The sequence below is a fragment of the Chthoniobacter flavus Ellin428 genome (assembly GCF_000173075.1).
In the GTDB taxonomy this organism is placed as follows: Bacteria; Verrucomicrobiota; Verrucomicrobiia; order Chthoniobacterales; family Chthoniobacteraceae; genus Chthoniobacter; species Chthoniobacter flavus.
The window spans coordinates 662,924-675,211 of record NZ_ABVL01000001.1; the positions used below are offsets into that span (position 1 = coordinate 662,924).

A 12,288-nucleotide genomic window follows, 5' to 3' on the forward strand; every position below is an offset into this window, starting at 1 on the left:
TTTCTATGACTAAGGGCCAACCTGCTTCCGACTACGTCACGATCGGCTTCGAGAAAATCGAGCGCGATTTGCGGTTTTTCATCGAGTGTTTGGGCGAGGTTTTGCGTGAACTCGGCCACAGCGACCTGGCCAGCCACCTGCCTTGGTTTGGCTCGGATCCCACGAAATTCGAAACCGAGCAGGTGCCGGGGCAAATCGGTTTGGTTTACTCCATCGCCTTCCAAATCCTGAACATGGTCGAGGAGAACGCCGCGGCTTATGTGCGAACGATTCGCGAGCGGGAAAGTGGTTTGATCGCCGAGCGCGGATTGTGGGGCGAACGCTTTGCCAAGTTGAAGGCGGAAGGGGTTCCCGAGTCAGTTATCGGCGAGATGCTCGCGCGGGTGCGAGTGGAGCCAGTGTTGACGGCGCATCCGACGGAGGCCAAGCGACTGGCGGTGCTGGATCAGCACCGCTCGCTCTTCGCGCTGCTCTCCGGTCCGGACCGCGAGACCCTCCCGAATTCCGAACTGCACTCCCTGCGGGCGAAGACCAAGGCAGCGCTCGAGCGGCTTTGGCGCACGGGTGAAATCCTCCTCGAAAAGCCGACGCTGACCGATGAGCGGCGGAACGTCTTCCACTATCTGCGCGACGTTTTCCCCTCGGTACTGCCAGCCTTGGATGAACGCCTCGAGGAGGCCTGGGTGGCGGCCGGTTTCGACGCGAGTCATTTGCGCGATGAATCGAAATTGCCGCAGGTCCGTTTCGGGACCTGGGTGGGCGGCGATCGCGATGGGCACCCGGGCGTTACCGCCGAGGTGACGGCGGAAACTTTGGAGCGTTTGCGGGCGAATGCGTTTGTCGTTCTTCGCCAGCAACTGGTGATGCTGGCGGAAAAGCTCAGTCTGTCACAGTGGATGCAACCGCTGCCGGCATCGCTGGTGGCAGCGCGGGACAAGCTCGCGGAATCGCTGGGCGAAAAAGCGCGAGCCGTTCTTTCCACCAACACGAGCGAGCCCTGGCGGCAGTATGTGGAATTGATGATCGATCGGTTGCCGATCGAAATCGTGCCGCACCGGATTTCGCAATTACGGGCGGACCCCGGTAGCTACGAGCGGGCCGAACAACTCGCCGCGGACCTTGGGATTCTGCGCGATTCGCTGGTGGAAGTGGGCGCGCAACGCCTGGCGGACTCCGACGTGCGGCCGGTGCTGCGCGCGGTGCAACTCGTCGGTTTCCACCTCGCCCAACTCGACATTCGCCAGAACAGTGTTTTCCACGTGAAAGCGTTGTCGCAACTCATGGACGCCTCGGGCCTCGACGGCAGCCAGTGGGAGGAGTGGACGGAAAATGAGCGGCTGCGTTTTTTGGAAAAGGAGCTGCGTTCGCCGCGGCCTTTCCTGCATGCCTCGGCCTCGGCGGGACCGGAAGCGGATGCGGTCCTCGGCTGCTTTCGCACGCTCGCCGCGCACATCGCGCGTTACGGTGCGGATGGCATCGGCGCGCTGATCGTGAGCATGACGCGGCGTCTTTCCGATTTGCTTATCGTCTACGTGCTCGCTCGCGAAGCCGGCCTTACGCGCAGTTTGCCCGAGGGTCTCGTCTGTGTGCTGCCGGTGGTACCGTTGTTTGAAACGCTCGACGATCTCGAGGCCGCGCCTTCGATCCTCGGCGCATTTCTCGATGAGCCGATGACCCGCCGCAGTCTCAATTTTCTCGCGTGGAATTGGGGCCGCGAAAAGCTGTCGCTCACCCAGCAGGTCATGGTCGGCTACAGCGACAGCAACAAGGACTCCGGCATTTTCGCGAGCCAGTGGGGATTGCAAAAAGCGCAGGCGCGCCTGGCGCAGCTTGGGCGGGATACCGGTATACGCATTCGCTTTTTCCATGGTCGTGGCGGAACGGTCAGCCGTGGTGCGGGTCCGACACATCGTTTCCTCGAAGCGCTGCCGAACAATTCACTCTCCGGCGATATCCGCCTTACCGAGCAGGGTGAAACGATCGCGCAGAAATTCGGGCACTTCGTTACCGCAACTTACAATCTCGAGCTGCTCCTCGCCGGCGTCGCCGCCACCACCATCGATCACGAGCGCAGCGCGCCGGTGACGCCGCCGCTGGCACCGGTCCTGGAGCGTCTTTCGCGAGCGAGTCAGCAGTCGTATCGGAGACTGCTCGATGCGGAGGATTTCATCACGTTTTACCGTCAGGCGACACCGATCGATGCACTGGAGCACAGCCGCATCGGATCGCGTCCGTCACGCCGCACCGGGAATCCGAGCCTCGCTGATCTTCGCGCGATTCCGTGGGTGTTTAGTTGGAATCAGTCGCGCTTTTATGTGCCCGGTTGGTTTGGAGCGGGGTCTGGATTGAAGGCGCTGACCGAGACGGAACTCGCCGACATTAAGGACCAGCTGCGCACCTGGCCGTTTCTCTATTACGTGCTCACAAATATCGAAGCCAGCATCGCCAGCACGGACCTGGAATTGATGCAAGCGTACGCCGATCTCGTGGAGGACACGTCACTGCGCGATCGCTTCATGAAGATCATCATCGATGAGTGGAACCTCACCCGCGAGATGCTGGAAAAGCTGCGCGGAGCCTCGATGGCGGAACGTCGTCCGCGGATGTTGCGCACGCTCAAGTTACGGGCCGATGCCTTGCGGGTGCTGCATTTGCAGGAGATTCATCTGCTGAAGAAATGGCGTGGATATCGCAAAGCCGGCGATGAAGCCGCAGCGGAAAAGATGTTGCCGGATTTGCTGCTGTCGATTAACGCGATCGCGAGTGGATTGCGGACGACAGGGTAAGCCTCCTGGCGTGAAAGGCTTCCTTTAGGAGGCCGGTATTTGCTAGCGCGTCTTTTGGGGAGCGGAGGGAGACGTGACCGGTGCGGTGCTGGCCGTGCTGATGTTGGCGGAATTGGCGGCGAGTTTTCCGGCCGGATGCCGATAGGTGCCGAGCTTGCCGAAGGAGTAATAGGGCACATACCGGCCAGGCGCGACGGTGTCCGCGGCGATGGGGTCGGCGCGGTCGGTGCAATCGAGAATCCACCAACGTCCACCGCTGTGCCAATAGACCCACGCGTGGCTCGTGCTCAGGTTCTTTTCCGCCTTGCCGATGACGAAGAGCGCGTCGGCGTCGGCGAGATTATCGTAGAGCCATAGAGCTTTTGATTTGCAGTCCCCGGAGTGCTGCATCTCGGTGAGCTTCGGAGGATCGGGCCGGTAGGGATCACGGGAGAGGTATTTGAAACTGTGACCGACCTTCATGAGGTGGCAGGCCTTGACCATGCTCGTCGTGCTGTGCGGTTCCAGGCTCGCGATTACCGAGCGCACGCTGCTGAAATAGCGATCGTAGGGCGTGGACGCGGTCGGCTGCAGCTCCAGTTCACGGCCCCCGAGAGGCAGAGAAAAAGACGCGTGGTTATTGGCCGCGTCCTCGGCGGTTTCGCGGAGGAGCACGTCGTGGCGGAAACTGGCGGAACGAAGTCGGCACACTGCCGGGGACGATGCACCCGAGTCCGGCGCGGCCAGAGCCGGCAGGGCGAGAAGCGCGAGCAGAATGCAGCATCCAAGGGGGCGCATCGAGAGCGAGGCTATCGAGAGCCGGGGCGATGGCAACACTCGCTTCGCGCGACTCGTTCTTTCCTTAACTTGTTCTAAGGAACAGCCCCCAGCGTGGTTGCGTCGCCGCTGCCGGCACATCACATTGAGCGGCCATGAGCCGAATCGTTAGCGCCGCCGGAGCCCTCGTGGACCGGATCAAGATCAATGCCGTCTGGCGGGAATGCCGGGACGGCCGTGCGCTGTGGATCAAACAGCGGCGCTGGACGGCGCGGCCCGTCATGGCGTGCGCCAATCGCTTTTTTCGACTGGCGGGCAATCCCATCCAGGCGCTGGACCAGATCGCGATGTGGCAGCGCTGGGAGGTGGAATGTTTTTTGCAATTGCATGGCGGCGAATTCCGCGCCTTTGCCGAGGGCGCATCGGCGGTGGCCGCGGAAGAGGTGCCGGGGAAGAACCTTTCGTATCATCTCGATAACGGGACGCTGACCCCGCGCATGCTGGAAGCGGCGGCGCGGGAATTGCGCCGGGCACACGCGGCAGAGTGCGCGACCTTCCGCGGTCCATGGTCGCATGGCGATCCGCACGCGGGGAATTTCGTCTACGACGCCGCGACGGACCGGGCGAGGCTGATCGATTTCGAGGTCATGCATCACCCGACGATTCGCGCCGATGAGCGGCAGGCGGATGATCTGCTGATCTTCCTCCAGGACATGGTCGGGCGGATTGCCGCCGAGCAATGGTTGCCGAGTGCCGGGAGGTTTCTCGAGGGATATGGCCGGCCGGAGATCGTGGCGCTGTTGCGCAAAAAGCTGGTGGTGCCGCGCGGCTTGCCGCGGGTGTGGTGGGCAGTGCGGACGACTTACCTCAATACCGCAGAGTTGAAACGGCGCATCGGCGCGCTACGTGAGAGAATATAGGAGGAGATAGGAGTTATAGGAGGAATAGGAAACATGAGAGAAGCGGCAATCCCATAACTCCTATCGGTCCTATTATTTCTATCCTCCGCAGTGCAAATCGTTGCGCGCGACGAGCCATTCGGCGACCGGCTTCCCGCCAAGGAGATGCTCTTGCAGGATACGCTCGAAACGATCCTGCGTGATGCCGCCGTACCATATCCCCTCCGGATAAACCACCAGCCACGGCCCGCCGGAGCAGATGCGAAAACAGCCTGCCTTCGTGCGCATCGCCTTGAGGCCGGTCTCGCGGACGCGCTGCTTCACATACTCCCACACCCGTTCGCCGTCGGCGGGCGCGCAACAGTCCGGACCGATGCACAAGAAAAGATGGCGCTCGGCGGTGGCAACGCCGGCTTTGGTGAGTCCGGCCTGGATGGCTTCGTTCATGGTGACGCGAGGTTATTTGGGCCGCGGGATAGTGTCCGCGAGGCGGGTAATCATCCGCGCTTCCCACTGCGGTTGCAATTGTACGTAGATTTCGTGGTCGACGAAATGATCGTAGAGCCATTCGGCATCGCGCTGGCGGCCTTCGTGGACGAAACCGAGCCGCGGTGGAATGGCGCGGCTGCGGGCATTGCCGGTGGCGCAGGCGATGGCGAGGCGATGCAGGTTGAGTGCGGCGAAGGCGTGATCCACGAGCACCTGGCAACTTGCGGTGACCAAGCCTTGTCCCTCCTGCGGCGCGGCGATCCAATATCCGATGGCGGTGTTGCGGTTTTGCCAGTCGATGCGGTGATAGCTGGCCACGCCGACGATGCGGCCATCGAGGAGAATCGCAGCATGGATGTTGTGATTCACCTCGGCTTGTTGCACGACCTCAGTGAGGAACTGACGGGAGTCCGCGACCGATCTCGTGCGGTCGAGCCACGGCAGCCAGTGGCGCAGATGGGCGCGGCTGGCATCAAGGACGGAGAAAAGCTCCTCGGCATCGCGCACGGAAAGTTGGCGGAGACTGTGTCGATCGTTGATGCGATGGAAAAACATGAATGGGGTAACCCGCGCAGGATGACTGCGGCGTGCGAAACAGTAATTAAATCCTTATGAAAACCCTGTTTCTTATTCTGTTCGCAGCCAGCGCCTTGGTTTTCGCGTCGGGCTGCTCATCACATACGACCGTTGGCACGAAGCACCATCACGTGAGTGTGGGTGGCGATGTGCACTGACTGGTTGATAGTTGAGAGTTGACAGTTGAGAGCCGCCGGTGGTTTGCGGAGAGGGTTTCTGTCTGTGGGAACCTTTTCTCAAAAGAATCGCCGGCGGCTTCGGCTCTTTTATGCGGAGAGCGGGTCTCGAGTCAGCTTGCCGTTCACGAGGCGCATGAGGCCCCGGGGATTGGCGTCGGCGAGTTCCGGTGGCAGCGCGCTGCCGGGGAACGCCTGGTAGCAGACCGGACGGGCAAAACGCTGGATCGCCGCAGTGCCGACGCTGGTGAATCGTTCGTCGGTCGTCGCAGGATACGGGCCGCCGTGGTTCATCGCGGGCGATACTTCCACGCCGGTGGGGAAGCCATTGATGATCAGGCGTCCGGCCTTGCGCTCGAGGATCGCGAGGAGGTCGGCGGCATTGGCGAGATCTTCCGCCGTGCCATGGATCGTCGCGGTGAGCTGGCCCTCGAGATGATGCGCGATGCGTTGGAGGTCGTTGTAGCTAAGCGCATCGACGAGCAATGTGTAGGGGCCGAAGACCTCCTCGTGCAGCGCGGGATGTTTCAGGAAATTTTCCGCGTCGGTGGCGAAAACGGTCGGCTCCCCTTGGGTGCGCTTGGGTTCGGCATCGGTATCGCTTTCCGCGAGCACGACCACGCCGGGGACTTTATGCATGGCGTCGAGGCCTTCGTGGAAGGATTTGCAGATGCCGGGATGCAGCATCGTCGCCGGAGCGGCGCCACGGATGGCGGCGGCGAATTTCTCGGCGAAACTTTCGAACTCCGCCCCACCGAGACCGAAGACGAGACCCGGCTTGGTGCAGAACTGGCCAACGCCGAGCGTGACGGAAGTTTTCAATCCCTCGACAAGTTGCGCGCCGCGTTCCCGCAGGGCGCCGGGCAGGATGAAGAGCGGATTCAGGCTGCTCATCTCAGCGAAAACGGGGATGGGATCGGGGCGACCGGCGGCGGCGTTGAAGAGTGCGCGGCCAGCGAAACGCGAACCGGTGAAGCCTGCGGCACGGGTGAAAGGATGCTTCACCAGCGCGATGCCGATTTCCGAACCAGCGCCGTGCAACATGCCGAAGACGCCGTGCGGCAGGCCGGACTTTTCCACGGCGCGCACGATGGCGCCGGCGACGAGTTCGCTCGTACCGGGGTGCGCGCGGTGCGCTTTCACCACCACGGGATTGCCCGCGGCCAGGGCGCTTGCGGTGTCCCCGCCCGCCACGGAGAAGGCGAGGGGAAAATTGCTGGAGCCGAAGACGACGACTGGCCCGAGCGGGCGCAGCATGCGGCGCAGGTCGGGACGCGGGAGCGGCTTGCGATCCGGCAACGCGGGATCGATGCGGGCATCGACCCAGGAGCCTTCGCGGATGACCTCGGCGAAAAGGCGAAGCTGGCCGACGGTGCGCCCGCGCTCGCCGGTGAGGCGATCGATCGGCAGGCCCGTCTCGAGATGGGCGCGCTGGATCAGGTCATCGCCGATGGCGAGGATTTCTTCGGCGATCTTCTCGAGGAAAGCGGCTCGATCTTCGGCGCTGATTTTTTTGTAAATGGGGAAGGCTTCCTCGGCGTGAGTGAGCGCGCGGTTGACGTCCTCGGCCACGCATTCGTGAAAGGCAGGTTCGAGTTCGCTGCTGTCGAGCGGGCTGACGGCGCGAAAACTCCGCGCGCTGGTTTCGGCCGGGACGCCGGCGATGAGGCTTTTTCCGTGAAGAGTCATATTGAGTGAAGGATGAGGGCTGACTGTGGCGGCGGTCTATGACCGTCGGCGTCTCAGTCGAGAAGGCAGCTTTTTATCTAGGCGACAATGTTTTCCAATGTGCCGAGACCCGCAACGCTAATGCGAATCGTGTCGCCGGGCAGCAGGGTGAATTCGCCAGGGGGGATGATGCCGGTGCCGGTCAGCAAATAGGCGCCTTGCGGGAAGGTGTTGTCGCGATAGAGATATTCGGCGAGTTCTTCGAAATTGCGCTTCATTTGGTTGAGCGCGGTCGAGCCACTGAAGACCGCCTGGCCGCCGCGGAGGATTTCGAGGTCGATGCTCGTCTCGCGCGGGAGTGGTTCGCGGACGACTAGGCCGGGCCCGAGCCCGCAGCAAGCCGCGTAGACTTTAGCCTGCGGGAGATAGAGCGGGTTTTCGCCTTCGATATCACGCGAGCTCATATCGTTGCCAATGGTGTAGCCGAAGATGCGGCCCTCGTGATTGATCGCCAGCGCGACTTCCGGTTCGGGCACGTTCCACTTCGAATCGCTGCGGATGCGGACCTTCGCGCCCTGCCCGACTACGCGTTGCGGCGTCGCCTTGAAGAAGATTTCCGGGCGCGGCGCGTCATAGACGCGGTCGTAGAAAGTGCCGCCGCCCGCGTCCTTGGACTCGTCGATGCGGGCGTCCCGGCTGCGCAGGTAGGTGACGCCGGCTGCCCATACTTCCTGGCTGCCGATCGGGGCGAGGAGGGCTGACGGGCGCACGATGGGTTCGGCGCGGCTGAGCTGATCCTGCAGCCAGCGCGCGGGGTCGGCCTGGGTGAAAAGCGTGTCGAGCTGCTGCTCCGCGAGGCGGAAGCAATCTTCGCCCCGCTGGGCGAGAAGGTATTCCGAGGAGCGATAAAGGGTGACGGGCGGGAGGGTCATGGGTCGAGAATGGGAGATTGTGCGAAAGTGGGAAAGTGGGAAGTCAATTTCGGCAGGGCGGACGGTGGCTTTTCCAAGGGTTGGGAAAGAGCGGATGAATGGGAAGAATGGGCAGTGTCATAGAATCCTTTGCTAAGATTCCGGGGACTCGTGCGTCTTTAGGAGAATGCCCGCGAAATGGGGGAAATACTGGTTGCCGAAATGTCACCAGGTCTTCCCTTGCCCTCCGCATTTTCCCGCACAACCTTTTCCGCTTCAAAGAAATTAACCCCTGCCGTAGTCATCTCGGCGCAATTTCCCTATGAAACCCAAGTTTTTGAGTCTGATCGCTGTGATTTTGTGTGGCGCCCGCATGGTAATGGCACAGGATGCTCCGGCCAAAGCCGGGGATCAGACGGGGGAGAAAAAAGAGGAACCCAAGGTCTTTACGCTGACTGACGAAGAGCGTGCGGCTGGCTGGCGGATTCTCTTCGATGGACGCAACAACTACGGCCTCCGCGGCCTGACCTTCAATGACTGGATCAACCGCGGCTGGCGCATCGACCGCGGCTCGATCTTCTGCGTGAAGGAGATCAAGGACATGGGTCTCATGACCGGTGGTCACCTCATCACGCTCGATCAGTATCTGGACTTCGAGTTCCACTTCGAATGGAAGCTCTCGGTCTCCGGCAAATCGGGGATCATGTATTTTGCCACCGGTTCGGCGAAGGAACCGAAGGGCTTCATCTATACGATCATGGACGACGTCCATAATCCGGACGGCCTCAAAGGCGGCCCGATCCGCCGCACGGGCGCGCTCTACAACATCATCCCCCCGTCGGCGGACAAGAAACTGAATGGCCCGGATTCATGGAATGAAGGCAGCATCCTGGTGCAGGGCAATCATGTCGAACACTGGCTCAATGGCGGCAAGGTCGTGGAATACGATCTCGGCTCGCCGCAATTCCTGCAACAGGTGAAGGCGAGTGGTGTGAAGCAGTGGCAGGGCTTTGGCACGAAGTTCAAGACGGCGCTGCTGATCATGGACGACGGCGAGGAAGTGGAATTCCGTAACCTGCGCATCCGCCCGATCTGGAACGCGGCGGCCCCGGGGGCCCCTGGAGTTCCGGCGGCTCCGGCCGCGGCGACGGGCGCTCGATAAGGGCAGGATTTTCCCTAGGAGCCTGTCGGACTTTCCATCGAGCGGCCAATTCGGTAGAGAGAAGGAATGGCCGCCCGCTTTGTCAATATCGACCACGACACGCCGCTTTTGTTGCCGCCGGATTTGCGGGACTGGGTGCGGGAAAACCATCTGGTGCATTTCGTCATGGACGCCATTGGACTGCTCGATCTGGGGGAAGCGCGGGTCAACCATCGTGGGACCGGCGACGAACAATATCCGCCGGCGATGATGCTGGGGCTGCTCATTTACTGCTATGCCACGGGGACTTTTTCGAGCCGGAAAATCGAGGGGCTCACGCACGAGAACGTGGCGGTGCGCTACTTGTGCGCGGACACTCATCCCGACCACGACAGCATTTGCGAGTTTCGCCGGGGCAACCGGGCGCTTTTGGAAAGCAGTTTTCACCAGGTGCTCGAATGCGCGGCGCGCGCCAAAGTGCTCCAGGTGGGGGACATCACCGTGGCGCTGGATGGCACAAAAATCCTCGCCTCTGCGAGCAAGCATAGCGCGGTGAGCCACGGCCACGCCGTCGCCCAAATGCAATTGCTCGAAGAGCAGATCGCACAGTTGCTGGCCAAAGCGGAAAGCGCCGACAGTGCTCCATTGCAGGACGGGCTCTCCATTCCCGAGGAAGTGAGCCGCCGGCAGGATCGCCTGGCCAAGCTCAAGGAAGCGGTGGCGGTGATCGAAGAGCGTGCGCAAGCCCGCCGCCAGGAGGAACTGGCCGCCTACCGGGCCAAAGTCCAGGAGCGAGAAGCCAAAGCCAAAAGGAGTGGGAAGAAACCGCGGGGACGCGATCCCAAGCCGCCTCCCGAAGGCCCGGACGCCCAAGACCAATATAACTTCACCGACCCTGAAAGCCGGGTGATGAAAGCGGGAAGTGGCCAGCACTTTGAGCAAAGCTATAACGCCCAGACGGCGGTGGAAGTCGACAGCCGCCTGATCATCGCCCAACACGTGACGAACGCCCCCAACGACAAACAACAACTGGTGCCGACCGTGGCCGCCATCAGCCCCGTGGTGACGACCATCGCCTCGGTGCTGGTCGATAGCGGCTTCTACAGTGCGGCGGCCGTCGCCGCCGTCGAAGCCCCCGAGGGCGAGCGGAGCGGCCCGAAAGTCTACGCGGCGACTGGCCGGCAGCAGCACGGACGGACGATCGCCCAACTCGAAAAGCGCGACGATCCGAGCCCGCCGGCCGCCGCTGCTCCGCCCGTCGAACACATGGCCCATCGGGTCCAGACCCAAGCCGGACGCGCGCTTTACGCGCTGCGCAAACAAACCATCGAGCCGGTCTTCGGGATCATCAAAGAAGCGCTGGGCTTTCGGCGCTTCCGCCTGCGCGGTCTGGCCAAGGTGAACCTGGAATGGACGCTGGTCAGTCTAAGCTACAACCTCAAACGCCTCTATCATCTCGGGACGGATCTCCAAACCACCTGAGCAAGGACGCCAAGCCGCCCTCCAGCACCGGAGAACGCTCCCGCGCGACTTTTAAACCTTCACGCTGACCGCAAAACCAACCGCCACGGGGGCAACCCAAAACTCAGACCAGAAAACGCTCCCGAATGCTCCTGCCAGTGAGGAAGGCACCAAGGGTTAACTCCGACAGGCTGCTAGGAGTTGAATGACGGCGCGGTTGACGTGGTGCCCGTTTTCGGGTGCTCTTCATTCCCCACCCACTCTCCCCTTTATGATCAAGTCCCGCTTCCTTCCCCTCGTTGCCAGCCTCTCGATCCTCACCGTCGCGGCCTTTGCCGAGGATCATAATACCCTCTCGGCCAAGGAAAAGGCGGATGGCTGGAAACTGCTTTTCGACGGCAAGGACACCGATGGCTGGGTGGCGATCGGCAAGACCGCTTTCCCGGAAAAAGGCTGGTCAGTGCAGGACGGTGTGCTCGTCCATGCGGAAGCGGGCGGCGGCGGAGATGTCGTGACCAAGGATCGCTTCGAAAACTTCGAGCTGACGTTCGACTGGATCATCGGCGCGGGCGCGAACAGCGGGGTGAAATACAATCTGCCCAACCCGGACAAAAATGTCGGCTTCGAGTATCAGTTGCTCGACGACGAGCATCATCCGGACGGCATCAAGGGCGGGCGTCTGCATCAAACGGGCAGCCTCTACGACCTCATCGAACCGCCGGCCGACAAGAAGATCAACCCGGTGGGCGAGTGGAATTCCAGCCGCATCGTGGTGAAAGGCAACCATTGCGAAGAGTGGCTCAACGGCGTGAAGACCGTGGAATTCGAACTCGGCAGCGACGACATGAAGGCACGCATCGCCAAGAGCAAATTCGCCAAGGTGGCGCACTTCGGGGAGAAGGTTTCCTCGCCGATCCTGCTGCAGGATCACGGCGGCCTGGTGAAGTTCCGCGACATCAAGATTCGCACGCTCGACGCGAAGTAAGCGGCGCGCCCGCGTCCATCTGTATATCCCGATGGCCAGCGACGAAGACGATCAGCGGCTTCGCGACTGGATGGCAGCGGACTTCGCCGATATCGCGACGACGCACATGCCGTTTGGCAAATTCGGCCCTGCGCACTTTCCACCGCGCGGGGTGCCGCTCTACGATTTGCCGGTGGAATACCTTGCTTGGTTTGCCCGCAAAGGGGGATTTCCCCAGGGGCGACTGGGCGAGCTGCTGCGCATCGTGCACCAGATGAAGGTGGACGGGCTGGACGAGGTCTTCGACGAACTGCGCCGGAAGGCGGGCGGCAAAACCCCGCTACGAAAGCCGAACCGGCAGGGGAATATTCATTTCGAGTGAGGGGCGCTGCCTTCGCCGAGCCAGAATAGGAGGGATAGGATGTATAGGACCATGGGACTGATAGGAGTCTCTACACTTC

The 12,288-nt window shown here is 61.9% G+C and carries 11 protein-coding genes; 6 read left to right on the forward strand and 5 right to left on the reverse strand.

Annotated features, from left to right (window positions below):
• Positions 1 to 5: 5 nt before the first annotated feature.
• Positions 6 to 2,786: a phosphoenolpyruvate carboxylase gene (locus CFE428DRAFT_RS02805; RefSeq protein ID WP_006977912.1), complete on the forward strand. Its 2,781-nt coding sequence runs from the start codon at positions 6 to 8 to the stop codon at positions 2,784 to 2,786.
• Positions 2,787 to 2,828: 42 nt separating this feature from the next.
• Here CFE428DRAFT_RS02805 and CFE428DRAFT_RS02810 read toward each other — a convergent pair whose 3' ends face one another.
• A complete protein-coding gene (locus tag CFE428DRAFT_RS02810) occupies positions 2,829 to 3,563 on the reverse strand; it encodes a hypothetical protein (protein WP_006977913.1) in 735 nt (244 codons plus the stop codon).
• Positions 3,564 to 3,697: 134 nt separating this feature from the next.
• Between CFE428DRAFT_RS02810 and CFE428DRAFT_RS02815 the strand changes: the two genes are divergently transcribed.
• Positions 3,698 to 4,462, forward strand: coding sequence for a BUD32 family EKC/KEOPS complex subunit (locus CFE428DRAFT_RS02815; RefSeq protein WP_006977914.1), 765 nt, complete (start codon positions 3,698 to 3,700; stop codon positions 4,460 to 4,462).
• A gap of 78 nt (positions 4,463 to 4,540) precedes the next feature.
• Here CFE428DRAFT_RS02815 and CFE428DRAFT_RS02820 read toward each other — a convergent pair whose 3' ends face one another.
• The 4 genes from CFE428DRAFT_RS02820 to CFE428DRAFT_RS02835 form a co-directional block, all read right to left on the reverse strand.
• Positions 4,541 to 4,888, reverse strand: coding sequence for a (2Fe-2S) ferredoxin domain-containing protein (locus tag CFE428DRAFT_RS02820; RefSeq protein ID WP_006977915.1), 348 nt, complete (start codon positions 4,886 to 4,888; stop codon positions 4,541 to 4,543).
• Between the two features lie 12 nt (positions 4,889 to 4,900).
• A complete protein-coding gene (locus CFE428DRAFT_RS02825) occupies positions 4,901 to 5,485 on the reverse strand; it encodes a GNAT family N-acetyltransferase (protein WP_006977916.1) in 585 nt (194 codons plus the stop codon).
• 287 nt (positions 5,486 to 5,772) lie between these two features.
• A complete protein-coding gene (locus CFE428DRAFT_RS02830) occupies positions 5,773 to 7,371 on the reverse strand; it encodes an aldehyde dehydrogenase (NADP(+)) (protein WP_006977917.1) in 1,599 nt (532 codons plus the stop codon).
• A 77-nt stretch (positions 7,372 to 7,448) separates the two neighbouring features.
• Positions 7,449 to 8,282: a fumarylacetoacetate hydrolase family protein gene (locus tag CFE428DRAFT_RS02835; RefSeq protein WP_006977918.1), complete on the reverse strand. Its 834-nt coding sequence runs from the start codon at positions 8,280 to 8,282 to the stop codon at positions 7,449 to 7,451.
• Between the two features lie 301 nt (positions 8,283 to 8,583).
• Between CFE428DRAFT_RS02835 and CFE428DRAFT_RS02840 the strand changes: the two genes are divergently transcribed.
• The 4 genes from CFE428DRAFT_RS02840 to CFE428DRAFT_RS02855 all read left to right on the forward strand — a co-directional run bounded on the left by CFE428DRAFT_RS02840 (position 8,584) and on the right by CFE428DRAFT_RS02855 (position 12,209).
• Positions 8,584 to 9,423 carry a 3-keto-disaccharide hydrolase gene (locus CFE428DRAFT_RS02840; protein ID WP_006977919.1) on the forward strand — a complete coding sequence of 280 codons (840 nt, stop codon included), beginning with the start codon at positions 8,584 to 8,586 and terminating at the stop codon, positions 9,421 to 9,423.
• Positions 9,424 to 9,489: 66 nt separating this feature from the next.
• Complete coding sequence (locus CFE428DRAFT_RS02845; RefSeq protein WP_006977920.1) at positions 9,490 to 10,884, forward strand: IS5/IS1182 family transposase; 1,395 nt, start codon at positions 9,490 to 9,492, stop codon at positions 10,882 to 10,884.
• A 250-nt stretch (positions 10,885 to 11,134) separates the two neighbouring features.
• The gene (locus tag CFE428DRAFT_RS02850; RefSeq protein ID WP_006977921.1) at positions 11,135 to 11,848 is read left to right on the forward strand and encodes a 3-keto-disaccharide hydrolase; all 714 of its coding nucleotides are present in this window, start codon (positions 11,135 to 11,137) and stop codon (positions 11,846 to 11,848) included.
• 31 nt (positions 11,849 to 11,879) lie between these two features.
• Entirely contained in the window at positions 11,880 to 12,209 is a 330-nt protein-coding gene (locus CFE428DRAFT_RS02855) for a DUF3820 family protein (RefSeq protein ID WP_006977922.1), read from the forward strand.
• Positions 12,210 to 12,288: the final 79 nt, after the last annotated feature.

Coding starts and splice junctions, on each gene's coding strand:
- CFE428DRAFT_RS02835 (WP_006977918.1), bottom strand. CDS start 8,282: ATGACCCTCCCGCCCGTCACCCTTTATCGCTCCTCGGAATACCTTCTC.
- CFE428DRAFT_RS02845 (WP_006977920.1), top strand. CDS start 9,490: ATGGCCGCCCGCTTTGTCAATATCGACCACGACACGCCGCTTTTGTTG.
- CFE428DRAFT_RS02840 (WP_006977919.1), top strand. CDS start 8,584: ATGAAACCCAAGTTTTTGAGTCTGATCGCTGTGATTTTGTGTGGCGCC.
- CFE428DRAFT_RS02820 (WP_006977915.1), bottom strand. CDS start 4,888: ATGAACGAAGCCATCCAGGCCGGACTCACCAAAGCCGGCGTTGCCACC.
- CFE428DRAFT_RS02805 (WP_006977912.1), top strand. CDS start 6: ATGACTAAGGGCCAACCTGCTTCCGACTACGTCACGATCGGCTTCGAG.
- CFE428DRAFT_RS02855 (WP_006977922.1), top strand. CDS start 11,880: ATGGCCAGCGACGAAGACGATCAGCGGCTTCGCGACTGGATGGCAGCG.
- CFE428DRAFT_RS02830 (WP_006977917.1), bottom strand. CDS start 7,371: ATGACTCTTCACGGAAAAAGCCTCATCGCCGGCGTCCCGGCCGAAACC.
- CFE428DRAFT_RS02810 (WP_006977913.1), bottom strand. CDS start 3,563: ATGCGCCCCCTTGGATGCTGCATTCTGCTCGCGCTTCTCGCCCTGCCG.
- CFE428DRAFT_RS02815 (WP_006977914.1), top strand. CDS start 3,698: ATGAGCCGAATCGTTAGCGCCGCCGGAGCCCTCGTGGACCGGATCAAG.
- CFE428DRAFT_RS02850 (WP_006977921.1), top strand. CDS start 11,135: ATGATCAAGTCCCGCTTCCTTCCCCTCGTTGCCAGCCTCTCGATCCTC.
- CFE428DRAFT_RS02825 (WP_006977916.1), bottom strand. CDS start 5,485: ATGTTTTTCCATCGCATCAACGATCGACACAGTCTCCGCCAACTTTCC.